The organism is Aeromicrobium marinum DSM 15272 (assembly GCF_000160775.2).
Lineage (GTDB): Bacteria > Actinomycetota > Actinomycetes > Propionibacteriales > Nocardioidaceae > Aeromicrobium > Aeromicrobium marinum.
Genome location: NZ_CM001024.1, coordinates 813,889 through 838,545 on the forward strand (window position 1 = coordinate 813,889; position 24,657 = coordinate 838,545).

Below are 24,657 nucleotides of genomic sequence, written 5' to 3' on the forward strand. Positions count from 1 at the left end.
TCCTACCGGGCGGCGCGGGCGCGGTCGAGCTGCTCCAGCGCGACCCGCAGCGCGTCGGACTGCGGCAGGTGACGACCGTCGGCGTTGACCGGGCCGTCGGGCGTGTGCACCTCGAGCGTGGCGACCCCGAGACGACGCTGCAGCGGTCCCTGCCGGACCTCGACCGACTGGGTGCGGGCGTGCGGCACGAGATCGGTGTGCCGGGCGATCCAGCCCGTCCGGGCGACGAAGCCCGAGTCGTCGGCCGCGACCCAGCGGTACCGCCAGCCGATCGGCGCGAACGGCCACGACCGCGACGACGCGCCGACCCGGCCCGCCGGTTCGACGGCGATCCCGGGGACGAGCTCGTCGATGACGGTGTTCGCGAGGTCGGCGTCGGCGATGGGCAGCAGGGTGTTGTTGGTGAGTCCTCCGGACTCGCCGTCGGAGCCCCCCGAGTAGCCGGCGACGTCGACCTCGAGCCGCCGCCAGCCGAAGCGTCGCCAGACGACCGGTTCGGTGACCCGGATGCCCTGCACCCGGTCGAACGGAATCGTCTGGGAGGTCCTCGACAGCAGCCCGCGTTCGATGCGCAGCCCGCGTCCACCGCGGCTCAGCCGGAATCCCCACTGGGTGATCACCCGGTCGGAGACGATCCGCACGAGGAAGCTGCCGAGGGCGAAGAGGCCGCCGGCGAACAGCAGCAGCTGGGTCGTCCACAGCAGGGACGACAGCACCACGACGCTGCCGACGGCCGCCAGGGCGAAGTCCAGGCTCAGCAGGGTGCCGATGACGATCCGGTCGGGGGTGACCAGGGCCAGGATCGCCCGGTCGACGTCGTCCTCGGGCTCCTCACCGCTTCGACCGTGGGCCCGCTCCAGCAGGAGGCGGCGGACGGCGATCGCCTGGGGCCTGGTGAGGAACCGCAACGCCGTCCGCGAGTCCTTGCCGCCCGCGGTCTCGACCCGGACCTCCGCGAGGCCGGCGAGCCTCGCGAGGAGCGGCTCGGCGAGGTCGACGGACTGGATCCGCTCGAACGAGACCCGGCGTGACGTCTTCGTGAGGACGCCCGACGTGACCCGCAGCTCCTCGTGGTCGATGACGTACCGCAGGAACCACCAGGAGGCGAACCCCGCAGCCTGTCCGACCGCCACGGCCCCCAGCAGCCCGAGGACGATCCAGTACCACCCCGGCAGGTCGATGCCGTCGCCTCCGAACACCTGCTGACCGAGGAGGGCCACCAGGATCGCTCCGCTCCAGATCAGGCCCTGGATCACGCCGGTGACCGGGTGGGTGCGCGAACCCCGTTCCTCGGACGGTGCGGGTTCAGAGTCCGGCGCCATGGCTCTCACCGATCTCGGTCAGCCGGTTGCGCAGGCGGCGGGCCTCGTCGGCCGGCACGCCGGGGATGTCGGCCGCGGTCTCGGTGCTGGCGGTGTGCAGGGTGACCGTGGCGATGCCGAGCCGTCGGGCGACGGGACCGGCGGACACGTCGACGAACTGCATCCGGCCGTAGGGGATCGCCACGAGTCGGCGGAACATGACCCCCCGGGTCACGAGCAGGTCGGACTCGGCCTCCAGGTAGCCCCACGAGCGCCGGTTGCGTCCGGCCCAGACCCACAGGGCGACGCCCGCGGCCACGGCCACGACCGTCACGGCGGCGAGAGGCCACCACGGCCAGTCGTCGGTCGTCGCGACCGGAATCCCGGTGCCGGCGGCGGCTGCGGCCCAGAGCACGACGATCCACACCAGGCCCAGGCCCCGACGGGCGGTGGCGAGCCGGGGCGACACCGGGGTCCAGGTGCCCACGTCGGGCCGGAAGAGGGAGTCCATGGCGCCACCCTACGTTTGACCCGCGGCGGCCGACGGTGGGACACTGGGAGACGCGGAACGGACCTTCCGCCCTCGTCGTACCGCTATGTGGAGGATCTCCATGGCCAAGGCCCTCGTCGGTTTCATCGGCGGTCCCACGCCCGCAGAACTGCAGCAGACCGCGACCCTGCGTCGGCGCGTCGCCGACCTCGAGGCGGAGGTGGGCCGGCTCAAGACCGAGAACGACGGACTCCTCCAGGCCCTGCGCGAGCGGGTCGAGAGCGTCAACGCCTCCGACCTGATGGAACCGGTCGCTCACTGACCTCGTGACGCGGCGGACGCACTAGGGTGTCCTCGACCCGTCCGACCGAGGAGCCCGTGTGTACCTGAAGAGCCTCACGCTCCGGGGCTTCAAGTCCTTCGCGTCCACCACGACGCTGGAGTTCGAGACCGGCATCACCTGCGTCGTCGGGCCCAACGGGTCCGGCAAGTCCAACGTCGTCGACGCCTTGTCGTGGGTCATGGGCGAGCAGGGCGCCAAGTCGCTGCGTGGCGGCAAGATGGAGGACGTCATCTTCGCCGGTACGTCCGGCCGCCCGCCGCTGGGACGGGCCGAGGTCGTGCTCACGATCGACAACTCCGACGGGGCGCTGCCGATCGAGTACGCCGAGGTCACGATCAGCCGGACCATGTTCCGCAACGGTGGGTCGGAGTACGCCATCAACGGCACCACCTGTCGTCTCCTGGACGTCCAGGACCTGCTCAGCGACTCCGGCATCGGCCGCGAGATGCACGTCATCGTCGGCCAGGGTCAGCTCGACAGCGTGCTGCGGGCGACGCCCGAGGAGCGCCGGGGGTTCATCGAGGAGGCCGCAGGCGTCCTCAAGCACCGCAAGCGCAAGGAGAAGGCGCTGCGCAAGCTGGACTCCACGCAGGGCAACCTGACGCGCCTGACCGACGTGCTCAACGAGCTGCGACGACAGCTCAAGCCGCTGGGCCGCCAGGCCGAGGTGGCCCGCAGGGCGGCGGTGATCCAGGCCGACGTCCGCGACGCGCGGGCCCGTCTCCTCGCCGACGACGTCGTCTCGGCGCAGCACGTGATCGAGACCGAGCTGGCCGACGAACAGGCCCTGAAGGCCCGACGGGCCGCGGTCGAGTCGTCGATCGCCGCCGCCCGTCGCACCGAGACCGAGCTGGAGGACCGGCTGCGGGACGACTCGCCGCGCCTCTCCGCTGCGCAGGAGGCCTGGTACGCGTTGTCCGGCGTCCGCGAGCGGCTCCGGGGAACGGCCGGCCTGGCCACCGAGCGGGTGCGCCTCGCCGCCGTCGAGACCGACGAGCAGCGCTCCGGCCGCGAGCCCGAGGAGCTGGAGGCCGACGCGCGCCGGGCGGCCGAGGAGCACGGTGTCCTGGCCGGGAAGGTCGCCGCCGCCGGCGCGGCCCTGGACGCGGCCGTGGCCGCCCGCGGCGAGGCCGAGACCGCCTACTCCGCCGAGGAGCGGCGGGTCGCCGGCCTGTTGCGCGCCGCCGCCGACCAGCGCGAGGGCCTGGCTCGTCTGCACGGGCAGGTCAACGCCATCCGCAGCCGGGCCGAGGCCGCGGGGGAGGAGATCGGACGACTGACCGTCGCCCGGGACGAGGCGGTCCACCGCGCCGACCAGGCGCAGCACGAGTTCACGACCCTGGAGCACCAGATCGCCGGTCTCAACGCCGGCGAGTCGGGCCTGGACTCCGAGCTGGAGCAGGCCGAGGTGTCGCTGGGCGAGGTCGATGCCGCGGCCGCGGCACTGGCCACCGACCTGCAGGTCGCCGACCGGCGCCAGGCGGCGCTGGCGGCCAGGGTCGAGGCGCTCGAGCTCGGCCTGGCCCGCAAGGACGGTGCCGGCGCGCTGCTCGCGGCCACCGACCAGATCAGCGGGATGCTGGGATCGGTCGCCGCCCTGCTGGTCGTGCGGTCCGGGTACGAGACCGCGCTGGCGTCCGCGCTGGGCTCTGCGGCCGACGCCGTGGCGGTGGACCACCTCGACACGGCCGTCTCGGCGATGGAGAAGCTGAAGACCGAGGACCTCGGTCGCGCCGGTCTGCTGCTGGGCACGACCGACGACGTCGACGACTCCACCTGGCCCGGTCTCCCCGACGGAGCCACCTACGCCGTCGACCTCGTCGACGGCCCGCCGGCGCTGGCCGGGGCGTTGCGGCGGTTGTTGTTCAAGGTGGCCGTCGTCGACGACCTCGACCGCGCCCGCGTCCTGGTGCGCCAGGCCTCCGACGTCACGGCCGTGACGCGTGACGGCGACGTCCTCGGGGCCCACTTCGCGTCGGGCGGGTCCTCCTCCACGCAGAGCCTCATCGAGGTCAAGGCCGCGATCGACGAGGCACGGTCCGACCTGGCTGCCGTCGTGCACGAGTCCGAGCGGCTGCGGTTCGAGCAGCAGCAGGTGGTCGAGCGGCGCGCGGTCGCACAGAAGGCGGTCGACGACCTGCTGGAGCAGCTGCACGAGTCCGACGCCGAGATGGCCGCGGTGGCCGAGTCGCTCGGCCGGCTCGGGTCGACCGCGCGCGCGGCGCGTGGCGAGGCCGAGCGTCTGACGCAGGCCATCGAGGTCGCCGAGGCCGCCCGGGAGCGGGACGTCGCCGGACTGGCCGAGATGGAGGACCGCCTCACCCGGGCGGAGTCCGCCCCCGAGACCGAGCCCGACACCACCGAGCTGGAGCAGCTGGCCGAACAGGCGTCGGCCGCACGCCGGACCGAGACCGACGCACGTCTGGCCCTGCGCACCAACGAGGAGCGGGCCAGGGCGCTGGAGGGTCAGGTCACGGCCCTGTTCGAGGCGGCCGAGGCCGAGCGGGAGTCCCGCCGGATCGCCCAGGCGCGCCGCGAACGGCAGGTGCGGGAGGCGGCGACGGCGCGGGTCGTCATCGATGCCACCGACCTGGTGCTGGCCCAGCTCGAGATCTCGATCGACCGCGCGGCGACCCTGCGGTCCGAGATCGAGCAGTCGCGCAGCGGCAGCGAGATCGAGCTGCGCGAGGTCCGCGGGCGCCTGCGGGAGCTGAGCAGCGAGCTCGACACGCTCACCGACTCGGTCCACCGCGACGAGCTGGCCCGGGCCGAGCTGCGGATGCGGCTGGAGGGCCTGCAGGCCCGTGCGCTCGAGGAGCTCGGCCTCGAGGTCGAGGCGCTCGTGGCCGAGTACGGGCCGGAGGTCCCCGTGCCGGCCAGCATCGAGCCGGACGCCGACCCCGACGTGACGCTGCCGCCCGTGCCCTACGTCCGGGACGAGCAGGTCAAGCGGTTGCGGACCGCCGAACGCGCCATGGCGATGCTGGGCAAGGTCAACCCGTTGGCGTTGGAGGAGTTCAGCGCCCTGGAGGAGCGTCACCAGTTCCTGTCCGACCAGCTGGCCGACCTCCGGCGCACCCGACAGGACCTGCTCGACATCGTCGAGGAGGTCGACGCCCGGGTCGAGCAGGTCTTCACCGAGGCCTGGTACGACGTGTCCGCGGCCTTCGAGGGGGTCTTCAGCCGGTTGTTCCCCGGTGGCGAGGGCCGGATGATCCTGACCGACCCGCAGAACATGCTCACCACGGGCATCGAGGTGGAGGCCAGGCCGCCCGGCAAGAAGGTCAAGCGGCTGTCGCTGCTGTCCGGCGGAGAACGCTCGCTGGTCGCCGTGGCCTTCCTCGTGGCGCTGTTCAAGGCGCGGCCGAGCCCGTTCTACATCCTCGACGAGGTGGAGGCGGCCCTCGACGACACCAACCTGGGCCGGCTCCTGGAGATCTACGAGGAGCTGCGGGCCAACTCCCAGCTCATCGTCATCACCCACCAGAAGCGGACGATGGAGGTCGCCGACGCGCTGTACGGCGTCTCGATGCGCGGCGACGGTGTCTCCGCGGTCATCAGCCAGCGGCTGCGCGAGGAGGAGTCCGCCCGATGAGCACGACCGAGCCGGTCCGCGGCGACTTCCCCGTGCTGCGCCGCATCAGCACCCGGTGGGAGGACGAGGACGTCTACGGACACGTCAACAACGTCGTCTACTACTCGTACTTCGACACCGCCGTCAACGGCTACCTGATCGAGGCCACCGGCACCGACATCCGTGCCCTGGACACCTACGGGGTGGTCGCCGAGACCGGCTGCCGCTTCCTGCGCGAGCTGAGGTTCCCCGGGGACGTCGAGGCGGGCCTGCGGGTGACCCGGCTCGGCACGTCCAGCGTCGTCTACGAGATCGGTCTCTTCCAGGGCGAGAGCGACGAGCCGGCGGCGGTCGGACGATTCGTCCACGTGTACGTGGCGGGGCCGGACCGCACCCCCACCCCGGTGCCCGAGCTGATCCGCGAGGCGCTGGCTCCCCTCACCTGAACCCGGCCCTCGCCGCTCTAGGGTGGGTGGGTGACCACCGAGATCCTGCTTGTCGTCCTGGCCGTCGCCGTCGTCCTGCTCGGCGTCGGTGGTTCCCTCCTCGTGCGTCGGGGTCGGGGTGAGCTGCCGCCCACCCCGGAGTCGTTGGCCGAGACCGAGGCCGAGATCCACCACCCGGAGCAGCTCGCCGAGGCCACCGACACGGTGGAGCGACCGGAGTCCCCGCAGGGCCGCCTGGTCCGTCTCCGGGCCCGGCTGGCGCGGTCGAACAGCACGCTGGGCCAGGGTCTGCTCGCGATCCTGGGGCGGTCGACGCTCGACGAGGACGCCTGGACCGAGATCGAGGAGACCCTGCTGGCGGCCGACGTCGGGGTCGGTCCCACCACCGAGCTGGTCGACCGGCTGCGCACCCGCCTGCGGGTCGAGGGTGTGCACGACCCGGCGGCGGCCCGTGTCGCGCTGCGCGAGGAGCTGCTGGCGCTGGTCGACCCGTCGCTCGACCGGTCCCTGCGATCAACCGGTGCCGACGGCAGGCCGGGGGTCGTCCTGGTCGTCGGCGTCAACGGCACCGGCAAGACCACCACCGTCGGACGGCTGGCCCGGGTGCTCGTGGCGGAGGAGCGCACGGTCGTGCTGGGCGCGGCCGACACCTTCCGTGCGGCCGCGGCCGACCAGCTGCAGACCTGGGGGGAGCGGGTCGGTGCCGGCGTCGTGCGGGGGCCCGAGGGGGGCGACCCCGCCAGCGTCGGTTTCGAGGCCGTCCAGCGCGGGATCGCCGACGGCGCTGACGTGGTGCTGGTCGACACCGCCGGACGCCTGCACACCAAGGCCGGCCTCATGGACGAGCTGGGCAAGGTCAAGCGGGTCATCGAGAAGCAGGCCCCGGTCACCGAGGTGCTGCTGGTGATCGACGCCACCACCGGTCAGAACGGTCTCACCCAGGCCCGTGTCTTCGGCGAGGTCACCGACGTCACCGGCATCGTGCTCACCAAGCTCGACGGCACCGCCCGGGGCGGCATCGTGGTCGCGGTCCAGCGCGAGCTCGGCGTCCCGGTGAAGTACGTCGGCCTGGGCGAGGGCCCGGACGACCTGGCTCCGTTCGACGCCGAGGAGTTCGTGGACGCCCTGCTGGGGTGAGTCCGTCCGGTGAGGACGACGGGGTAACACGGCCGTAACACGATGGTGCGCAACCGGAAACGAGCGAGCGCGACGCTGGGGGTCGTCGGCGCGACTCGGCCCGACCCTGCTTGACGGAGGTTTCATGGACACCGGCGACACCGCGTGGATCCTGACCAGCTCGGCCCTGGTGCTGCTCATGACGCCCGGGCTGGCGTTCTTCTACGGCGGCATGGTCCGCGCCAAGAGCGTGCTCAACATGATGATGATGAGCTTCATCGCGCTGGCCGTCGTCCCCGTCCTGTGGGTCCTGTACGGCTACACCATGGCCTTCGGCCCTGACGGCAGCTCGCTGCTGGGCGGGTTCGGCAAGGCCGGGCTCGACGGCGTCGACGTCGACAGCCTCGCCGGCACCATTCCCGAGTACGTCTTCATCGGCTTCCAGCTGATGTTCGCCATCATCACGGTCGCCCTCATCAGCGGTGCGATCGCCGACCGCGCGAAGTTCTCGGCGTGGACGGTGTTCGTGGTCGTCTGGATGACGGTCGTCTACTTCCCGGTCGCGCACTGGGTCTTCGACTTCGGCGACACGGGCGGATGGATCGCGACCGAGCTCGAGGCCATCGACTTCGCGGGCGGCACGGCCGTGCACATCAACGCCGGTGCCGCCGGTCTGGCCCTGGCCCTGGTGCTCGGCCGGCGCATCGGCTTCCGGCGCGAACCCATGCGCCCGCACAACCTGCCGTTCGTGCTGCTGGGCGCAGGCCTGCTGTGGTTCGGGTGGTTCGGCTTCAACGCCGGGTCGGCCGTCGGTGCCAACGGGCTGGCCGGTCTGGCGTTCGTCAACACCGTCGTGGCCACCGGCGCCGCGATCCTCGGCTGGCTGCTCGTCGAGAGCGTGCGCGACAAGAAGGGCACCAGCCTCGGTGCGGCGTCCGGTGCGATCGCCGGTCTCGTGGCCGTCACCCCGGCCGCCGGCTCGATCTCGCCGCTCGGGTCGATCGCCCTCGGCGTCGTCGCCGGCGTGCTGTGCGCGCTCGCCGTCGGTCTCAAGTACAAGCTCGGCTACGACGACTCCCTCGACGTCGTGGGCGTCCACCTGGTCGGCGGCATCGTGGGGACGGTCCTGATCGGCTTCCTCGCGGTCGGGGACGGCCTGTTCTACGGTGGGGACCTCAGTCTGCTGGGCAAGCAGGCCCTCGCGACCTTCGCGGTGCTGGGCTACTCGTTCGTCCTCACCTGGGTGATCGGTACCGTGATCCACAAGACGATGGGCTTCCGCGTCGACGAGGACGTCGAGCTGGCCGGCATCGACCAGGCAGAGCACCTGGAGAGTGCGTACGACTACACCAGTTCGGGTGGCTCGCCCTTCAAGACGGGAGCATGAGATGAAGCTCGTGACCGCGGTGATCAAGCCGCACAAGTGGGAAGAGGTCCGTGAGGCCCTTGCCGCGGCCGGTGTCGCCGGCATGACCGTCACGGAGGCCAGCGGCTACGGCCAGCAGAAGGGCCACACCGAGGTCTACCGGGGGGCGGAGTACGACGTCTCGCTCGTGCCCAAGATCCGGCTGGAGGTCGTGGTCGACGACGCCGACGTCGACCTGGTCGTCGGCACCGTCACCTCGGCGGCGCAGACCGGCAAGATCGGCGACGGCAAGGTCTGGGTCGTCGGCGTCGAGTCGGTCGTGCGGGTGCGCACCGGCGAGACCGACGAGGCCGCGGTCTGACCTTCGCCGAGGCCCGCGCCGAGCGGGCGCTGGCGATGGACCGCCGCCTGCGTGACCTGTTCGCGGCGGCGGTCCCCGCGACGGGCGACCCCCGCGCCGGCAACGGCGTCGCGCTGGTGGCGGTGGGCGGCTACGGCCGGTCCGAGCTGTCGCCGCACAGCGACGTGGACGTCGCCCTGGTGCACGATCCCGCGGTGCCCGAGGCCGAGGTGGCGCGGATCGCCGCCGAGATCTGGTACCCGCTGTGGGACGACCGGGTGGCGCTGGACCACTCGGTCCGTGACACCGGCGGCATGCGGCAGGCCGCCCGGGACGACCACCGGGTGGCGCTCGGCATGCTGGACGCCCGGACCGTCGCCGGTGACGCCGGCATGGTGATGGCGCTGCGCAGCGAGGTGCTGGCGGACTACCGGCGCGACGCGCGGGAGCGGGTCGAGCAGATCCGTGACGACCGCGAGCACCGCATCGCCCGGTCCGGCTGGGTGCCGCACGCGGCGATCCCGGACCTGAAGAACTCCGCCGGCGGGCTGCGGGACGCCGTCATCATGCGGGGCCTCGTGGCGACCTGGCTGGTCGACGTGCCGCACGGCGAGCTGGAGTCCCTGCGGCGGGACCTGCTGGACGTGCGGGACGTGCTGCAGGAGGTCACCGGCCGCCACTCCGACCTGCTGGATCCCGCCTTCGTGCCGGAGATCGCCGGTCTGATGGGGCTCGCGCCGGCCGACCTCGACCTCCGGGTCCGGTCGACCGGCCGGCGGATCGCGCACCTGTGCGCCCTGACCTGGCGGCGGCTCGACGACGTGGTCAAGCCCCGGTCGACCCGGATCGGCGCCAGCGGACCCGTCGTGGCCCCGATGGCGCCGGGCGTCGGGCTGCTGGACGAGGAGGTGATCGTCACCGCCGATGCCGACCCGGGGCGTGACCCCGAGGTCGCCCTGCGGGCGGCCGTGGTGGCGGCCCGGACCGGCCGCCCACTGGGATCGGGGTCCGCGGTCCGACTGGCGGCGACGTTGGGTGACCTGCCGGAGCCGTGGCCGGCGTCGGCCCGACGGGCGGTGGTCGACCTCCTGACGTCGGGTCCCGGCCTGGTGCCGGTGTGGGACGAGCTCGACATCGCCGGGGTGGTCGACCGGTGGTTGCCGGAGTGGTCCGGCATCCGGCTGCGGGGTTCGTCCTCACCGGTGCACCGGCACACCGTGGACCGCCACAGCATCGGCACCTGCGTGGCCGCGGCGGCCCGGATGCGCGGGGTCGAGCGCCCCGACCTGCTCGCGGTCGGCGCCCTGCTGCACGACATCGGCAAGGGCCGCGAGGGTGACCACTCGGCCGTCGGCCGACCGATGGCGGTCGAGATCGCGAGGCGGTGGGGCTTCGACGAGGCCGACGCGGCCGTCATCGGCCGACTCGTCCGGTGGCACCTGCTGCTGCCGACCGTCGCGACCCGGCGGGACATCGAGGACCCCACCACGGTCGCCAACCTGGCCGACGTCGTCGAGGACGCCGAGTTCCTCACCCTGCTGGCGGCCCTGACGGCGGCCGACGCGACCGCCACCAGCGACACGGCGTGGTCGAGGTGGAGGCGCGGCCTCGTCGAGGGCCTGGTGGTCAAGACGGCCGATCATCTGGCCGGCCGGCCGGCGGTCGACCCGGACGACTACGGAGGGTGGCCCGCCGAGGTCCCCTATCCGGACACCTCGACCTGGGTCGAGCGCGGCTTCGCCCTGACCGCGGCACCGCACCAGGGTGGATCGCTCATCACCGTGGTCACCCGTGACGAGCCGGGCCTGATGGCGCGCATCGCCGGTGCCCTCGCGGTGGCGGGCCTCGACCTGCTGTCGGTGCGCAGCGCGACCCACGACGGTGCGGCGGCGTCGCTGTGGGAGGTGACCCGGGCCGAGGTCGACGTCGTCCGCCTGCGCGAGCGGGTTCGAACCGTGCTCGACGGTGAGCTGGACCTGGTGACCCGCTTCGACCGGCCGGCTCCCGACGGTGAGGATCCGCGGGTCCGGCTGCTGGTCCGCGCCAGGGCCACGGCGACGATGATCGACGTGCGGGCGACCGACCGGCGCGGCCTGATCTGGCAGGTCTGCCGCACGATCGCCGGGCTGGGTCATTCGATCCGGTCGGCCCACATCTCCACCTACGGCAGCGAGGCCCGTGACGTGTTCTACGTCGTCGACGAGACGGGCCACGAGCTGGGCCCCGGCCCGGCCGAGGACCTCCGTGCCGCGATCGAGGTCGCGCTCGCGTGACCGGTTAGGCTGGTCGTCGTGTTCGACTCCCTGCAAGACCGCCTCCAGTCCGCGTTCAAGAACCTGCGCGGCAAGGGCCGTCTCACCGAGGCCGACATCGACGCGACCGCCCGCGAGATCCGCCTGGCCCTGCTCGAGGCCGACGTCTCGGTGTCGGTGGTCCGCGACTTCGTGGCGACCGTCAAGGAGCGGTCCGCCGGGGTCGAGGTCAGCCGTGCGCTGAACCCCGGGCAGCAGGTCGTCAAGATCGTCAACGAGGAGCTCATCGGCATCCTCGGCGGCGAGACCCGCCGCATCCGCTTCGCCAAGAACGGCCCGACGGTCATCATGCTCGCCGGGCTCCAGGGCGCGGGCAAGACGACGCTCGCCGGCAAGCTCGGCCTGTGGCTGAAGGAGCAGGGCAAGAGCCCGATGCTCGTCGCTGCGGACCTGCAGCGCCCCAACGCGGTCACCCAGCTGCAGGTGGTCGGTCAGCAGGCCGGCGTCACGGTGTTCGCCCCGGAGCCGGGCAACGGCACCGGTGACCCCGTCCAGGTGGCCCGCCGCGCGATGGAGGAGGCCCGCCGCACCCTGCACGACGTGGTGGTGGTCGACACCGCCGGACGCCTGGGCATCGACGCCGAGCTGATGCGTCAGGCGGCCGACATCCGGGCCGCGGTCGATCCCGACGAGGTCCTGTTCGTGATCGACGCGATGATCGGCCAGGACGCGGTGCAGACCGCCCAGGCCTTCGCCGACGGCGTCGACTTCACCGGTGTGGTGCTGACCAAGCTCGACGGTGACGCCCGCGGTGGTGCGGCCCTGTCGGTGCGTCAGGTCACGGGCCGGCCGATCATGTTCGCCTCGACCGGTGAGAAGCTCACGGACTTCGACGTCTTCCACCCGGACCGGATGGCGTCGCGGATCCTCGACATGGGCGACATGCTCACCCTGATCGAGCAGGCCGAGAAGGCGATGGACGCCGAGGAGGCCACCGCTGCGGCCGAGAAGCTGATGGGCGGCAAGTTCACGCTCACCGACTTCCTGGCGCAGATGGAGGCCATCGCCAAGATGGGCTCGATGACCAAGCTCCTGGGCATGATGCCGGGCATGGGTCAGTACAAGGAGCAGCTGGCCAACTTCGACGAGCGCGAGATCGACAAGATCAAGGCGATCATCTACTCGATGACCCCGGCCGAGCGCGACAACCCCAAGATGATCGACGGCTCCCGTCGTGCGCGCATCAGCAAGGGCTCGGGCACGGAGGTCAAGGACGTCAACCAGATGGTCGACCGGTTCTTCGAGGCCAGCAAGATGATGCAGCAGATGGCCAAGGGCGGCGGCGTGCCCGGCATGCCCGGTATGCCGGGCCTGCCCGGGGCCGGCAAGCGTGCCGGGGCCAAGCAGAAGCCCCAGCAGAAGAAGAAGGGCAAGCGGGTCTCGGGCAACCCGGCCAAGCGCGCGGCGGAGGCCAAGGGCGCCCCGCCGGCGTCGAGCGGCGCCGACGCCTTCGGATTCGGCAAGCCCGATGCCGAGGGCTTCGAGCTGCCGAAGGAGCTCAAGGACCTCCTCTAGTGGAGGTCGTCCTGCTCGGCACCGGGTCGGCCGACGGTTGGCCGAACGCGTTCTGCCGGTGCGACGCCTGCACGACGGCACGTGTCTCGGGGATCGTGCGGGGGCAGTCCTCGGCGATGGTCGACGGCACCGTGCTGCTGGACCTCGGTCCCGGGGTGGGCGACGCGGCCGTCCGGCTCGGTCGATCCCTGGCCGGGCTGAGGCACGTGCTGGTGACCCACGCGCACGCCGACCACCTGGCGCCGGAGCAGCTGCTGTTCCGCTCGTGGGTCGCCGACGCCCCGCTCGACGTGGTCGGCCCGGCGGCCGTGGTCGACGCGTGCCGCGACTGGGTGGCTCCCGACGCCGCCGTGCGGTTCCGGCCGGTGGTCGCGGGGGACGAGCTGGACCTCGGCGGCCACGCGGTCCGGGTCCTGCCCGCGGCGCACCGGGTGTTCCTCGACGGCGACGCCGTGCTCTACGACGTCACGTCGCCGTCGGGGCACCGGCTGCTGTGGGGCTGCGACACCGGACCGTTGCCGCCGGACTGGTTCGACCGGGTCGCCGGCGCCCGGTTCGACGTGGTCCTGCTGGAGGAGACGTTCGGCGACGCCCACCACCTCGGGGCGGGGCACCTGCACCTGGGCTCGTTCGCCGAGACCGTGGCCGCGCTGCGGGAGTGTGGTGCGGTGCACGATGCGACCGAGGTGGTCGCGGTGCACCTCAGTCACCACAACCCGCCGGAGTCCGAGCTGGTCCGACGTCTGGCCGGCTGCGGCGCGCGCCCGGGTCGCGACGGCGACGTGATCACCCTGCGCTGACTCCGGCCCCCGCTACCCGCCTCACCTTCGCGCTGGGAGTGACGATTCTGCCCTCGAATCGTCCGAAACGGGGCAGAAACGTCACTCCCAGCGGGAAGGGGAGCACTTCTGGGTGGGTCAGCCGGCGAGGAACGGAGCGACCCGGTCCTTGGGGCGGCCGATGATCGCGCGGTCGCCGCGCACGAGGACGGGGCGTTCCATCAGGCGCGGATGCTGCACGAGCAGGTCGGCGACCTCCTCGGGGCTCACGAAGTCCTCCGCGACCAGTCCCTGGTCGCGGAAGAACGAGTCCTTGCGCACCAGCGCGGCCGGCTCGTCCTCCAGCTTCGCCAGCAGCGCCAGCAGCTGGTCACGGTCGAGCGGGGTCTTGAGGTACGGGGCGACCTCGACGTCGGTCCCGGCCGCGGCCGCTGCCTCGACGGCGTGTCGGGAGGTCGAGCAGCCGGTGTGGTGGAAGATCGTCACGTCAGCCATGGCCCGAGCATAGGTGGCCGGCGCCGCAGAGGAAGGGCAGGACCATGACCGTCCGGTTCGACGTCGACGACGACGTCTGCACGATCACGATCGACCGACCCGAGGTGCGCAACGCCGTCGACGGGCCCACCGCGCTGCTCCTGCGCGAGGCGTTCGAGCGGTTCGAGGCCGACGACTCCCTCGCCGTGGCCGTCCTGACCGGTGCCGGCGGCACGTTCTGCGCGGGCGCCGATCTCTCCGCGGTCGCCGATCCCGACCGCCGCCACGACCTGGACCCGGACGGCACCGGGCCGATGGGGCCGACCCGGCTGGTGCTGTCCAAGCCGCTCGTCGCGGCGGTGTCCGGGCACGCCGTGGCCGGCGGGCTGGAGCTGGCGTTGCTGGCCGATCTCCGGGTCGTGGAGGAGGACGCCGTGTTCGGGGTGTTCTGCCGCCGCTGGGGCGTGCCGCTGATCGACGGCGGCACCGTGCGCCTGCCACGGGTCGTGGGTCAGGGACGCGCCCTCGACCTCATCCTCACCGGACGGCCCGTGGCTGCAGACGAGGCGCTCCAGATGGGGCTGGCCAACCGGGTCGTGCCGCACGGCCAGGCGCTCACCGTCGCCCACGACCTCGCGTCGCAGCTGGCCCGCTTCCCGCAGCAGTGCTTGCGCGCCGACCTCGCCTCGGCCCGGTCGCAGTGGGACCTCCCGCTGGCGGACGCCCTGCGGGCCGAAGGTGCGGCAGGGGTGCCGGTCGTCCTGGCCGAGGCCGTCGACGGCGCCCGCCGGTTCGTCGACGGGGCCGGACGGCACGGGAGCTTCTGAGCCCGGCGTCGACGCTCCCGTGCGTTGCCGGGTTTGGTCGGCGCCGGGGCGTCTGGCAGAATGTCGCCTTGCGTCCGGACGACGTGGGGACCCTCTCAGCCCCACCGATCCCGGCTCTCGACTCCGCCGTCGCGTGTCCCCACCCGCGCCGGTCCGTCACCACCCCGAACACCCAAGGAGACACCACAAACGTGGCCGTCAAGATTCGCCTCAAGCGGATGGGCAAGATCCGCACCCCCTTCTACCGCATCGTCATCGCCGACTCGCGCACCAAGCGCGACGGTCGCGTGATCGAGGAGATCGGGACGTACAACCCCAAGACCGAGCCGTCGACCATCAAGGTCGACTCCGATCGCGTCCAGTACTGGCTCGGCGTCGGCGCGCAGCCGACCGAGGCCGTCGCCGCGATCCTCAAGCTCACCGGTGACATCGGGGGCAACAACACCCTGCGTCAGCCCGAGCCGAAGCGGGACAAGTCGATCGCGTTCGACGCCGCGCTGAAGGAGCTGCACGCCGAGCCCAAGGCGGAGGCCACCACCAAGAAGGCCGCGTCGAAGAAGGCTGAGAAGAAGGCCGACGAGGCCGAGGAGCCGAAGGTCGAGGAGACCAAGGCCGAGGAGCCGAAGGTCGACGAGCCTGTCGCCGAGGAGCCGAAGGCGGAGGCCCCGGCCGAAGGCGCCGAGGCCTGACCATGGGTGCTCCCACCCAGGAGGTCATCGAGCACCTCGTCGCCGGTATCGTCGAGCATCCCGACGACGTCAGCGTCCGCACCAAGCAGACGCGCGGTGGCGACCTGTTCGAGGTCCGGGTCAACCCCAGCGACCTGGGCAAGGTCATCGGCCGGCAGGGCCGCACGGCCACGGCCATCCGCAAGGTCGCTGCGGCCGTCGCCGGGACCGGCGGTGCCCGGATCGACTTCGTGGACGTCGACCGTCGGAGCTGAGTCGTGCTGGTCGTCGTCGGACGGGTGGGTCGCGCCCACGGCATCCGCGGTGAGCTGAACGTCGACCCCCGCACCGACGAGCCCGAGCGCAGGTTTGCGCCGGGCTCGTCGGTCGTCTGCGGCGGGCGCACCCTCACCGTCCGCACCGCACGGTCGCACGGTGGCCGGCTCGTCGTCGCGTTCGCCGAGATCACCGACCGCACCGCGGCCGAGCAGTTCCACGGTCAGGTCGTCGAGGCCGAGGTCGACCCCGACGTCCTGCCCGACGACGACGAGTCCTACTACGACCACCAGCTGGTCGGCCTCGTCGTCCGGCAGGGCGGTGCCGAGGTGGGCCGCGTCACCGGACTGCTGCACCTGCCCGCGCAGGACACCCTCGTGCTCGACGTCGACGGAGCCGAGGTCCTCGTGCCCTTCGTGGTCGAGCTGGTGCCCGAGGTCGATCTCGGGGCCGGACACCTCGTCGTCGCGGACGTGCCGGGTCTGCTCGACCCCGACGCGGCGGACGTCGCCGTGGACGACGGGGCCGCGGAGGACGGGGCCGACTGATGCGCATCGACGTCGTCACGATCTTCCCCGAGTACCTCGCGCCGCTCGATCTCTCGCTGGCCGGCAGGGCCCAGGAGTCCGGGCTCGTCGAGGTCGTGACCCACGACCTGCGGGACTGGACCACCGACCGCCACCGCAGCGTCGACGACACCCCGTACGGCGGGGGCGCCGGCATGGTCATGCGGCCCGGTCCCTGGGGTGACGCGCTCGACGCCGTCACGTCGGCCGAGTGCGTCGTGATCGTGCCGACACCGGCCGGCGAGGTCTTCACCCAGGCGGTCGCGGCCGAGCTCGCGACCTGTGGCCACCTCGTGTTCGCGTGTGGTCGGTACGAGGGCATCGACCAGAGGGTGGTCGACGACGCCGCCGACCGGTGGCCGGTGCGCGAGCTGTCGCTCGGCGACTTCGTGCTGAACGGGGGAGAGGTCGCCGCCCTGGCGATGATCGAGGCCGTGGTGCGCCTCGTGCCCGGTTTCATGGGCAATCCCGCGTCGCTCGCCGAGGAGTCCCACGGCGTCGACGGGCTGCTGGAGTACCCGGTGTACACCAAGCCGGCCACCTGGCGGGGCCGGGAGGTCCCGGAGGTGCTGCTCTCCGGCCACCACGAGCGGATCGCCGCCTGGCGACGCGAACAGTCCGTCGCCCGTACCGCGGAGCGCCGGCCCGACCTGCTCCCCTGACCGCGGACCGGGCCGTTTTACCTCCTGTTCACACCACCGGAGATTTCGTAACGCTGCTGTGATCCTGAGGCAAGCCTGAGGGAATCTCGTGTCGCCAGACTGACGACGCATTCGGCGCAGCAACGACGCTGTCCGGACCTGTCTCGCCCCCAACAGACAAATGAGGTTGAAATGTCAGTCGATCTTTCCTGGCTGCTGATCTGCACGGCGCTCGTGCTGTTCATGACACCAGGTCTCGCGTTCTTCTACGGCGGCCTGGTCAAGGCCAAGTCCGTCGTGTCGATGATGATGCTGAGCTTCGGCTCGATCGCCATCGTGACCGTCCTCTACGTCCTCTACGGCGGAACCGGCATCGCCGGCAACGGCACGAGCGGAGGCAGCGAGTACTTCGGCAATCCGTTCGAGGACTTCGGCATGACCGATCTCGTGACGACCGCGGGCAGCGGCGACGCGGGCAACCTCTTCGGTGGCCACGCCTTCCTCGTCGCGTTCTGCATCATCACGGTCGCCCTGGTCTCGGGCGCCGTCGCCGACCGTGCCCGCTTCTGGCCCTGGATGCTCTTCGCGGGTCTGTTCGCGACGTTCGTCGTGTTCCCGACCTTCCGGTGGCTCTTCGGTGTCGACGCCGACGGCAACTTCTACGGCTGGCTCGCCAACGACGTCTACGGCTTCGGTGCTGCGCTCGACTGGGCCGGCGGCACGATCATCCACCAGTCCGCGGGTGCTGCTGCCCTGGCCCTGGCCCTGGTGCTCGGCAAGCGCAAGGTCGGCTTCAGCAAGGAGGACGCAGTTCCGCACAACGTGCCGCTGGTGCTCATCGGCGCGGCGATCCTGTGGTTCGGCTGGTTCGGCTTCAACACCGGCGTCTACGGTGCTGACGAGGGTCAGACCTCGCTGATCTTCTTCAACACGCTGATCACCCCGGCCGCCGCGCTCATCGGCTGGATCGTCGTCGAGACCTTCCGCGACGGCAAGGCCACCGCGGTCGGTGCCGCGTCGGGTGTCGTCACCGGCCTGGTCGCCATCACGCCGGCCTGCGCGTTCCTCACGCCGGTCTGGGCCCTCGTGCTCGGCGTCCTCGCGGGCGTCGTCTGCGCCCTCGCGGTCGACCTGAAGTACAAGCTCGGCTACGACGACACGCTCGACGTCGTCGGCATCCACCTGGTCGCCGGCTTCATCGGCTGTGTCTACATCGGCTTCTTCGGCTCGGAGACCCTCACCGGTGGCAGCCTGATCTTCGGTGGCGAGACCGACCTGCTGTTCGCGCAGATCCTCTCGTCGCTCACGATCATCGCCTTCTCGTTCGTGGTCGCCTACATCATCGGCCTGGCGATCGAGAAGACGATCGGCTTCCGCGCCACCGAGGAGGACGAGATCGCCGGTATCGACTCCGTGCTGCACGGCGAGGGCTACGCGCTCGACTGATCAGCAGCTCGGACCAGGGACCCCCGTCGGACACGCTCCGGCGGGGGTCCCGCACGTCCGGCCGATTCACGACACGCCGTCCGGCTGTGGCAGAATGTCCCCTTGGCGCAGTACGCCTCTGCCACAGGGGACGCGACATCGTGCGCCGACACGAACCTCACACACCCCCACCATCCGTCCGGTGACCTGTGGCACCGACGAGGAGCGCACCATGACGAACATCGTCGACCAGATCGCCAACGCCGCCAAGCGCGACGACCTCCCCGAGTTCCGCGCCGGTGACACCCTCGAGGTGCACGTCCGGGTCATCGAGGGCAGCCGCTCGCGGATCCAGGTGTTCAAGGGCGTCTGCATCAAGGTCCAGGGCTCCGGCATCGGGCGCACGTTCACCGTCCGCAAGGTCAGCTTCGGCGTCGGTGTCGAGCGCACCTTCCCGCTGCACACCCCGATCATCGACAAGATCGAGATCGCGACCCGCGGCGACGTCCGCCGGGCCAAGCTGTACTACCTGCGCAACCTGCGCGGCAAGGCAGCCAAGATCAAGGAGAAGCGCGACGCCTGACGCGCCTGCCACGCGACGCTGGTGCGGTCGGGCTAGGCTCTCGTGGTGACCTCCGAGAGCCAGAACACCAAGCGTGGACTACCGGTCTGGCAGGAGTCGATCCTGCTGGTGGTCATCGCGGTCGTGATGGCTGTCGTGGTCAAGACGTTCTTCCTCCAGGCGTTCTACATCCCCTCGGAGTCGATGCAGCCGACCATGCTGGTCGACGACAAGCTGCTCGTCCAGAAGGTGTCGTTGTGGGCGGGCGATCCCGACCGGGGCGACATCGTGGTGTTCGACGACCCGGGAGGCTGGCTCGGTCCGGCGGAGACCCCGACGGCGAGCAACCCGTTGCAGAAGGGCCTGGAGGCCATCGGTCTGTTCCCCACCGGCGGTCACCTCATCAAGCGGGTCGTCGGGGTGGGGGGTGACCGGGTCGTCTGCTGTGACGGATCGGGCCGCCTGACCGTCAACGGTGTCGCCGTCGACGAACCGTACGTCTTGGACCCCACCGTCATCCGTGAGCGGGAGTTCGACGTGATCGTGCCCGACGACCACCTCTGGGTGATGGGCGACAACCGGGCGAACTCGGCCGACTCCGTCGCTCACCTGGGTGATCCCGGCGGCGGCTTCATCCGCGTCGACAGCGTCGTGGGCAAGGCCTGGTTGCGGGTCTGGCCGCTGGGCCGGGCCGGGTTCCTGGACGGCACGGACGCCTTCGCCTCCGTGCCGTGACCCGGTTCGACCGAGGCTCCACCGTCCGGCGCGACGCCGGACTGTACGGGTACGAGCGAGCGTTGCAGCGCCGTGGACTTCACCCTGTGGCCGGGGTCGACGAGGCCGGACGAGGAGCGTGCGCCGGACCGTTGGTCGCCGCAGCCGTCATACTCGACCGGCCGGTCCCCGGACTCGCCGACTCCAAGCTGCTGACACCGGCCCGCCGAGAGGCGTGCCACGACGAGATCCTCACGCGGGCGGTCGACGTGTCGGTGGTGGTCGTCAGCGCGGCCGACTGCGACCGGCTCGGCCTGCACCGGGCCAACATCGAAGCCCTCAGGCGAGCCCTGGCCCGCCTCACGCGGCGGCCCGGGTACGTCCTGACCGACGGGTTTCCCGTCGACGGTCTGGGCACGCCCGGCCTCGCGATGTGGAAGGGCGACCGGGTGGCGGCGTCGATCGCGGCGGCGTCGGTCGTGGCCAAGGTGACGCGCGACCGACTGATGGTCGAGCTGCACGAGCAGTTCCCGGCGTACGATTTCGGCACGCACAAGGGCTACGCCACAGCAGCGCACGAAGCGGCGCTGCGCCGGCACGGTCCGTGTGCCGAACACCGTTCGACCTACGCCAACGTGCGCGCGGCCGTGGCCGCACGCGAACCGATCCAGGAGGACGCATGAGGATGGTCCAGCGGGTGACCGCGTGAGTGCCGAGGACCTCGAGCGCTACGAGTCGGAGGCCGAGCTGTCGCTGTACCGGGAGTACCGCGACGTCGTGAAGATCTTCAAGTACGTCGTCGAGACCGATCGCCGGTTCTACCTGTGCAACGCCGTCGACGTGAAGGTGCGCTCGGAGACCGGCGACGCGTACTTCGAGGTGAGCCTGACCGACGCGTGGGTCTGGGACATCTACCGCCCGGCGCGGTTCGCCAAGAACGTCAAGGTGCTGACCTTCAAGGACGTCAACGTCGAGGAGCTGCAGGACTCCGAGGTCAAGCTGCCGACCGAGTCCTGACGACCGGACCTGGTCGTCGTCCACAGGGCGCTGCCGGTCCACAACCGCGGCGACGACCTGTCCGTCGGGCGAGCCGGCGTCGACGCTGGGGGCATGACCTACGCACGCAACCAGGCCCTGGGGCGCTACGGCGAACAGGTGGCGGCCACCCACCTGATCTCGATCGGCATGGTGGTGCTGGACCGCAACTGGACCTGTCGGCACGGCGAGATCGACCTGGTGGCCCGCGACGGGCAGACCCTGGTGATCTGCGAGGTCAAGACCCGCACGAGCACCCGCTACGGCGGCCCCTTCGAGGCGGTCACCGGTGCCAAGGCGGCCCGTCTGCGCCGACTGGCCGCGGCGTGGCTGCAGGCCCACGACGTCGATCCGCCGAGTCTGCGCATCGACGTCGTGTCGGTGGTGGTCCCACGTCGTGGAGCGCCCGAGGTCGTCCGGATCGCCGGGGTGGCCTGATGGCCGCGTCGACCAGGTCGGTGACCCTGGACGGCCTGACGGGCCGACCGATCGAGATCGAGGTGGACATCTCCGGCGGCCTCCCCACCACGGTGCTCGTGGGCTTGCCCGACGCCACGGTCAACGAGGCGCGCGACCGGTGCCGTGCCGCGGTGTCGAACTCCGGCACCTCGTGGCCCGATCAACGGGTGACGATCAACCTGGCGCCCTCGGGCGTGCCCAAGTCCGGTTCGCACTACGACCTCGCGATCGCGCTGGCGGTCTTCGCCGCCAAGTCCCTCGTGCCGGCCGCCGCACTGCAGGACACCGCCTTCCTCGGCGAGCTCGCGCTCGACGGCCGGTTGCGGGCGATCCGCGGGGTCCTGCCGGCCACGCTCGCCGCGGCGGAGGCCGGCTTCACGCGGGTGTTCGTCCCGGAGGTCAACGTGCCCGAGGCCGAGCTGGTCAGCGGCGTCACGGTCGTCGGCGTCAGGTCGTTGCGCCAGACCGTGGCGCTGCTCACCGGTGCCGAGGAACCCGAGGATCCGCCGGTGCCCCCGCTGGCCGACGGCGGGGACGCAGCCGCCTGGACCTCCGGCGACCGGGTGGCCCACCTGGATCTCGCCGACGTGGCGGGTCAGGAGGACGCACGACTCGCCGTGCTGGTCGCCGCGGCCGGTGGTCACCACCTGCTCATGACCGGACCGCCGGGGATCGGCAAGACGATGCTGGCCCAGCGTCTGCCGGGCCTGCTGCCCGACCTCGACCACCAGGCGGCGCTGGAGGTCAGCGCGGTGCACTCCGTCGCGGGGGTTCTGCCCGGTGACGCCCCGCTGATGCTGCGGCCGCCGTTCGTCGACCCGCACCACACCGCGAGCGCGGTGTCGGTGGTCGGCGGCGGCAGCCGGGTGATCAGGCCCGGTGCACTCAGCCTGGCGCACCACGGCGTGTTGTTCCTCGACGAGGCGCCGGAGTTCGCCGTCAACGTCATCGAGGCGCTGCGACAGCCCCTCGAGAGCGGCCACGTGGTGGTGTCGCGAGCAGCGCTGACCGCCGTGTACCCGGCGAGGTTCCAGCTCGTGCTCGCCGCCAACCCCTGTCCGTGCGGTCAGGGAGGGTCGGTGTCGGGACAGTGCCGGTGCACCCCGCAGATGCGGCGCCGGTACGGCGACAAGCTGTCCGGGCCGATCCGCGACCGGATCGACGTCCAGCGACAGCTCACGGGGTTGACCCGGCCCGAGCTGGCCCACGCGATGTCGTCGGCACGATCGACCCAGGAGCTCGCACCGCTGGTGGAGGCCGCACGGGCCCGGCAGCTGCACCGCTACGCCGGCACCCCGTGGCGTGTGAACGCTGCCGTGCCGGGAGCGGAGCTGCGCAAGCGATGGCCGGTCGACGACGGGGCCCGCGCGGTGGTCGACCACCACCTCCGCGCCGATCGCCTCAACCCACGGACGGCCGACCGGGTCCTGCGGCTGGCGTGGAGCGTCGCCGACCTGCACGCCCATGTCCGCCCGGATGCCGACGACGCGGCGATGGCGATCGCCCTGCGGCGCGGCCAGCCGCTCGACGCGGCGCTGCGCGGCCTGGTGGAGGCGTCGTGAGGCGCGACGCCCTCGATCGCCTGGTCCTCTCGCTGGCCGCCGAGCCGGGTGACCGCGGCCAACGGGCACGGGTCGCGGACCGCGGTCTCGCGACGGTGGCTGCCGCGGTGCGGGCGGCGCGCGCCGTCGACGAGGCCTCTGTGCTGGCCCAGGCGGACACGCTGGGCCTGCGGTGGATCTCGCCGGGTCACCCCGAGTGGCCGGCGCAGCTCGACGACCTCGACCAGGTCGACGAGCCGGGGCTGACCGGAGGTGCGCCCTGGGGCCTGTGGGTGCGGGGCAGCGGATCGCTGGCCGAGCTCTGCCGGCGCAGTGTCGCGGTGGTCGGTGCCCGCGAGTGCACGACCTACGGGGCCGAGGTCGCCGCCGAGCTCGGCGCCGACCTCGCCGACCGGGGATGGACGGTCGTCAGCGGGGCGGCGTTCGGGATCGACGCCTGTGCCCACCGGGGAGCACTCGCCCTGGGTCGCCCCACGGTCGCCGTGCTCGCCGGCGGTGCCGACGTGGACTATCCACGGGCGCACGCCGTCCTGCTGGGCCGCATCGCCGAGACGGGTCTGGTGGTCAGCGAGCAGCCGCCGCGGAGCACACCCCAGGCACACCGCTTCCTGGCCCGGAACCGGTTGATCGCGGCGTTGTCGCAGGGCACCGTGGTGGTGGAGGCCGCGCGCCGCAGCGGCTCGCTCAACACCTTGCGATGGTCGGACCGTCTCGGCCGCACCAGCATGGCGGTGCCGGGACCGGTCGTGTCGCAGCAGTCGCTGGGCACCCACGCGGCGATCCGGGAGGGCCAAGGGGTGCTGGTGACGGACGTCGACGACATCGAGCACGAGCTCGGCGCGGTGGGGTGGAGGGTCGACGCCTGATGCCGGCCGCCCGGGGCCGCGTGGCGCCCGGCCGGGTCGTCCCGGGTGCGGCACAGTGGTGGCCATGGGTGATCTCGGTGAGGCCTGGGCGCAGATCCTGGCCGACTACGAGCACCACCTGACCCGCGAGCGCGACCTCTCGCCCCACACGGTCCGCTCGTACCTCGTGGACGTGCGGGGCCTGGCCGAGCACGCGACACGGCTGGGCATCCATGATCCGGCGGCCATGACGATCCGCACGCTCCGGAGCCACCTCGCGACGCTCAAGTCGCTCGGCCGTGCCCGCGCCACGCTCTCGCGCCGGGCGACGGCCCTGCGGGTCTTCACCGCCTGGCTGCAGCGGTCCGGGCGGGCCGACCTGGACGTCGGTGCGCTCCTCGCGAGTCCGGCCGCGCGGCGCACGTTGCCGGCGACCCTCAGTGCCGCCGACATGCGGGAGGTGCTCGACGCCGCAACGGCGATGATCGACGGCGACCCGGTCACCGGCACCCGCGACCTGGCCATCCTGGAGCTGCTCTACGCCACGGGGGTGCGGGTCGGTGAGCTGGTCGGACTGGATCTCGACGACGTGGACCGGTCGCGGCGGGTCGTGCGGGTGCTCGGCAAGGGGCGCAAGGAGCGCACGGTGCCGTTCGGCCTCCCGGCACAGGACGCCCTCGACGCCTGGCTCGCCGTGGGACGTCCGGCCGTCGCGACACCGATCAGCGGACACGCGGTACTGCTGGGCGTGCGCGGCGGTCGGATCGATCCCCGGACGGTCCGGCAGGTGGTGCACGACCGGCTCGGCGCGGTCGACGGGGTGGCCGACCTCGGTCCCCACGGCCTGCGCCACACCGCTGCGACCCACCTGCTCGAGGGCGGGGCGGATCTTCGCTCGGTGCAGGAGGTGCTCGGTCACGCCTCGTTGGGCACGACCCAGATCTACACCCACGTCAGCAACGAGCGGCTCCGGGCGGCCTTCCGACAGGCCCACCCCCGCGCCTGACCCCGCCCGCCCCGC

The 24,657-nt window shown here is 72.0% G+C and carries 26 protein-coding genes; 23 read left to right on the plus strand and 3 right to left on the minus strand.

Annotation, left to right across the window (positions count from 1 at the left end):
* Positions 1–2: 2 nt before the first annotated feature.
* The gene (locus tag HMPREF0063_RS04305) at positions 3–1,322 is read right to left on the minus strand and encodes a PH domain-containing protein (RefSeq protein ID WP_007077431.1); all 1,320 of its coding nucleotides are present in this window, start codon (positions 1,320–1,322) and stop codon (positions 3–5) included.
* Positions 1,306–1,812, minus strand: a complete 507-nt coding sequence (locus HMPREF0063_RS04310; protein ID WP_007077432.1) for a PH domain-containing protein — start codon at positions 1,810–1,812, stop codon at positions 1,306–1,308. The genes HMPREF0063_RS04305 and HMPREF0063_RS04310 overlap by 17 nt, the downstream gene beginning before the upstream one ends.
* Positions 1,813–1,912: 100 nt before the next feature.
* Here HMPREF0063_RS04310 and HMPREF0063_RS04315 point away from each other — a divergent pair, with 100 nt between their 5' ends.
* From HMPREF0063_RS04315 to HMPREF0063_RS04355, 9 genes are all read left to right on the plus strand, one after another.
* The gene (locus HMPREF0063_RS04315) at positions 1,913–2,113 is read left to right on the plus strand and encodes a hypothetical protein (RefSeq protein ID WP_040320091.1); all 201 of its coding nucleotides are present in this window, start codon (positions 1,913–1,915) and stop codon (positions 2,111–2,113) included.
* 58 nt (positions 2,114–2,171) lie between these two features.
* On the plus strand, positions 2,172–5,729 hold the full coding sequence (gene smc, locus HMPREF0063_RS04320; protein ID WP_007077434.1) for a chromosome segregation protein SMC: 3,558 nt from the start codon (positions 2,172–2,174) through the stop codon (positions 5,727–5,729).
* Complete coding sequence (locus tag HMPREF0063_RS04325; protein ID WP_007077435.1) at positions 5,726–6,154, plus strand: acyl-CoA thioesterase; 429 nt, start codon at positions 5,726–5,728, stop codon at positions 6,152–6,154. The genes smc and HMPREF0063_RS04325 overlap by 4 nt, the downstream gene beginning before the upstream one ends.
* A gap of 30 nt (positions 6,155–6,184) precedes the next feature.
* Positions 6,185–7,291 (plus strand): signal recognition particle-docking protein FtsY, encoded by a 1,107-nt coding sequence (gene ftsY, locus HMPREF0063_RS04330; RefSeq protein WP_007077436.1) that lies wholly within the window; start codon positions 6,185–6,187, stop codon positions 7,289–7,291.
* 124 nt (positions 7,292–7,415) lie between these two features.
* The gene (locus tag HMPREF0063_RS04335; protein WP_007077437.1) at positions 7,416–8,657 is read left to right on the plus strand and encodes an ammonium transporter; all 1,242 of its coding nucleotides are present in this window, start codon (positions 7,416–7,418) and stop codon (positions 8,655–8,657) included.
* Position 8,658: 1 nt separating this feature from the next.
* Positions 8,659–8,997, plus strand: coding sequence for a P-II family nitrogen regulator (locus HMPREF0063_RS04340; protein ID WP_007077438.1), 339 nt, complete (start codon positions 8,659–8,661; stop codon positions 8,995–8,997).
* Between the two features lie 35 nt (positions 8,998–9,032).
* Complete coding sequence (locus HMPREF0063_RS04345; protein WP_007077439.1) at positions 9,033–11,249, plus strand: [protein-PII] uridylyltransferase; 2,217 nt, start codon at positions 9,033–9,035, stop codon at positions 11,247–11,249.
* Positions 11,250–11,267: 18 nt separating this feature from the next.
* Positions 11,268–12,803, plus strand: coding sequence for a signal recognition particle protein (ffh, locus tag HMPREF0063_RS04350; protein ID WP_007077440.1), 1,536 nt, complete (start codon positions 11,268–11,270; stop codon positions 12,801–12,803).
* Positions 12,803–13,603, plus strand: coding sequence for an MBL fold metallo-hydrolase (locus HMPREF0063_RS04355; protein ID WP_007077441.1), 801 nt, complete (start codon positions 12,803–12,805; stop codon positions 13,601–13,603). Before ffh ends, HMPREF0063_RS04355 begins: the two co-directional genes overlap by 1 nt.
* A 117-nt stretch (positions 13,604–13,720) precedes the next feature.
* Here HMPREF0063_RS04355 and HMPREF0063_RS04360 read toward each other — a convergent pair whose 3' ends face one another.
* Complete coding sequence (locus HMPREF0063_RS04360; protein WP_007077442.1) at positions 13,721–14,077, minus strand: arsenate reductase family protein; 357 nt, start codon at positions 14,075–14,077, stop codon at positions 13,721–13,723.
* 44 nt (positions 14,078–14,121) lie between these two features.
* Between HMPREF0063_RS04360 and HMPREF0063_RS04365 the strand changes: the two genes are divergently transcribed.
* The 14 genes from HMPREF0063_RS04365 (at position 14,122) to HMPREF0063_RS04430 (ending at position 24,642) form a co-directional block, all read left to right on the plus strand.
* Positions 14,122–14,883, plus strand: coding sequence for a crotonase/enoyl-CoA hydratase family protein (locus HMPREF0063_RS04365; RefSeq protein ID WP_007077443.1), 762 nt, complete (start codon positions 14,122–14,124; stop codon positions 14,881–14,883).
* 191 nt (positions 14,884–15,074) lie between these two features.
* The gene (rpsP, locus tag HMPREF0063_RS04370) at positions 15,075–15,572 is read left to right on the plus strand and encodes a 30S ribosomal protein S16 (RefSeq protein ID WP_040320092.1); all 498 of its coding nucleotides are present in this window, start codon (positions 15,075–15,077) and stop codon (positions 15,570–15,572) included.
* Positions 15,573–15,574: 2 nt separating this feature from the next.
* Positions 15,575–15,826 (plus strand): RNA-binding protein, encoded by a 252-nt coding sequence (locus tag HMPREF0063_RS04375; protein ID WP_007077445.1) that lies wholly within the window; start codon positions 15,575–15,577, stop codon positions 15,824–15,826.
* A gap of 3 nt (positions 15,827–15,829) precedes the next feature.
* On the plus strand, positions 15,830–16,375 hold the full coding sequence (gene rimM / locus HMPREF0063_RS04380) for a ribosome maturation factor RimM (RefSeq protein WP_007077446.1): 546 nt from the start codon (positions 15,830–15,832) through the stop codon (positions 16,373–16,375).
* Positions 16,375–17,055 (plus strand): tRNA (guanosine(37)-N1)-methyltransferase TrmD, encoded by a 681-nt coding sequence (trmD, locus tag HMPREF0063_RS04385; RefSeq protein WP_007077447.1) that lies wholly within the window; start codon positions 16,375–16,377, stop codon positions 17,053–17,055. The genes rimM and trmD overlap by 1 nt, the downstream gene beginning before the upstream one ends.
* 171 nt (positions 17,056–17,226) lie before the next feature.
* On the plus strand, positions 17,227–18,480 hold the full coding sequence (locus tag HMPREF0063_RS04390) for an ammonium transporter (RefSeq protein ID WP_007077448.1): 1,254 nt from the start codon (positions 17,227–17,229) through the stop codon (positions 18,478–18,480).
* A 211-nt stretch (positions 18,481–18,691) separates the two neighbouring features.
* Entirely contained in the window at positions 18,692–19,042 is a 351-nt protein-coding gene (gene rplS, locus HMPREF0063_RS04395; RefSeq protein ID WP_040320527.1) for a 50S ribosomal protein L19, read from the plus strand.
* A gap of 45 nt (positions 19,043–19,087) precedes the next feature.
* Complete coding sequence (gene lepB / locus HMPREF0063_RS04400) at positions 19,088–19,756, plus strand: signal peptidase I (protein WP_040320093.1); 669 nt, start codon at positions 19,088–19,090, stop codon at positions 19,754–19,756.
* Positions 19,753–20,418 carry a ribonuclease HII gene (locus tag HMPREF0063_RS04405; protein WP_083788848.1) on the plus strand — a complete coding sequence of 222 codons (666 nt, stop codon included), beginning with the start codon at positions 19,753–19,755 and terminating at the stop codon, positions 20,416–20,418. The genes lepB and HMPREF0063_RS04405 overlap by 4 nt, the downstream gene beginning before the upstream one ends.
* 22 nt (positions 20,419–20,440) lie before the next feature.
* Positions 20,441–20,752 carry a DUF2469 domain-containing protein gene (locus tag HMPREF0063_RS04410; protein WP_007077452.1) on the plus strand — a complete coding sequence of 104 codons (312 nt, stop codon included), beginning with the start codon at positions 20,441–20,443 and terminating at the stop codon, positions 20,750–20,752.
* Positions 20,753–20,845: 93 nt separating this feature from the next.
* Positions 20,846–21,208, plus strand: a complete 363-nt coding sequence (locus tag HMPREF0063_RS04415) for a YraN family protein (RefSeq protein ID WP_007077453.1) — start codon at positions 20,846–20,848, stop codon at positions 21,206–21,208.
* Complete coding sequence (locus HMPREF0063_RS04420; RefSeq protein ID WP_007077454.1) at positions 21,208–22,791, plus strand: YifB family Mg chelatase-like AAA ATPase; 1,584 nt, start codon at positions 21,208–21,210, stop codon at positions 22,789–22,791. The genes HMPREF0063_RS04415 and HMPREF0063_RS04420 overlap by 1 nt, the downstream gene beginning before the upstream one ends.
* Positions 22,788–23,657, plus strand: a complete 870-nt coding sequence (gene dprA, locus HMPREF0063_RS04425) for a DNA-processing protein DprA (RefSeq protein ID WP_007077455.1) — start codon at positions 22,788–22,790, stop codon at positions 23,655–23,657. Before HMPREF0063_RS04420 ends, dprA begins: the two co-directional genes overlap by 4 nt.
* A 64-nt stretch (positions 23,658–23,721) precedes the next feature.
* The gene (locus tag HMPREF0063_RS04430; protein ID WP_007077456.1) at positions 23,722–24,642 is read left to right on the plus strand and encodes a tyrosine recombinase XerC; all 921 of its coding nucleotides are present in this window, start codon (positions 23,722–23,724) and stop codon (positions 24,640–24,642) included.
* Positions 24,643–24,657 lie beyond the last annotated feature (15 nt).

What these genes read in the sequence shown, in the direction of transcription:
- HMPREF0063_RS04305 (WP_007077431.1), bottom strand. Translation starts at nt 1,322, where the DNA reads ATGGCGCCGGACTCTGAACCCGCACCGTCCGAGGAACGGGGTTCGCGC.
- HMPREF0063_RS04310 (WP_007077432.1), bottom strand. Translation starts at nt 1,812, where the DNA reads ATGGACTCCCTCTTCCGGCCCGACGTGGGCACCTGGACCCCGGTGTCG.
- HMPREF0063_RS04315 (WP_040320091.1), top strand. Translation starts at nt 1,913, where the DNA reads ATGGCCAAGGCCCTCGTCGGTTTCATCGGCGGTCCCACGCCCGCAGAA.
- HMPREF0063_RS04325 (WP_007077435.1), top strand. Translation starts at nt 5,726, where the DNA reads ATGAGCACGACCGAGCCGGTCCGCGGCGACTTCCCCGTGCTGCGCCGC.
- HMPREF0063_RS04335 (WP_007077437.1), top strand. Translation starts at nt 7,416, where the DNA reads ATGGACACCGGCGACACCGCGTGGATCCTGACCAGCTCGGCCCTGGTG.
- HMPREF0063_RS04340 (WP_007077438.1), top strand. Translation starts at nt 8,659, where the DNA reads ATGAAGCTCGTGACCGCGGTGATCAAGCCGCACAAGTGGGAAGAGGTC.
- HMPREF0063_RS04345 (WP_007077439.1), top strand. Translation starts at nt 9,033, where the DNA reads ATGGACCGCCGCCTGCGTGACCTGTTCGCGGCGGCGGTCCCCGCGACG.
- HMPREF0063_RS04360 (WP_007077442.1), bottom strand. Translation starts at nt 14,077, where the DNA reads ATGGCTGACGTGACGATCTTCCACCACACCGGCTGCTCGACCTCCCGA.
- HMPREF0063_RS04365 (WP_007077443.1), top strand. Translation starts at nt 14,122, where the DNA reads ATGACCGTCCGGTTCGACGTCGACGACGACGTCTGCACGATCACGATC.
- HMPREF0063_RS04375 (WP_007077445.1), top strand. Translation starts at nt 15,575, where the DNA reads ATGGGTGCTCCCACCCAGGAGGTCATCGAGCACCTCGTCGCCGGTATC.
- trmD (WP_007077447.1), top strand. Translation starts at nt 16,375, where the DNA reads ATGCGCATCGACGTCGTCACGATCTTCCCCGAGTACCTCGCGCCGCTC.
- HMPREF0063_RS04390 (WP_007077448.1), top strand. Translation starts at nt 17,227, where the DNA reads ATGTCAGTCGATCTTTCCTGGCTGCTGATCTGCACGGCGCTCGTGCTG.
- rplS (WP_040320527.1), top strand. Translation starts at nt 18,692, where the DNA reads ATGACGAACATCGTCGACCAGATCGCCAACGCCGCCAAGCGCGACGAC.
- HMPREF0063_RS04415 (WP_007077453.1), top strand. Translation starts at nt 20,846, where the DNA reads ATGACCTACGCACGCAACCAGGCCCTGGGGCGCTACGGCGAACAGGTG.
- HMPREF0063_RS04420 (WP_007077454.1), top strand. Translation starts at nt 21,208, where the DNA reads ATGGCCGCGTCGACCAGGTCGGTGACCCTGGACGGCCTGACGGGCCGA.
- HMPREF0063_RS04430 (WP_007077456.1), top strand. Translation starts at nt 23,722, where the DNA reads ATGGGTGATCTCGGTGAGGCCTGGGCGCAGATCCTGGCCGACTACGAG.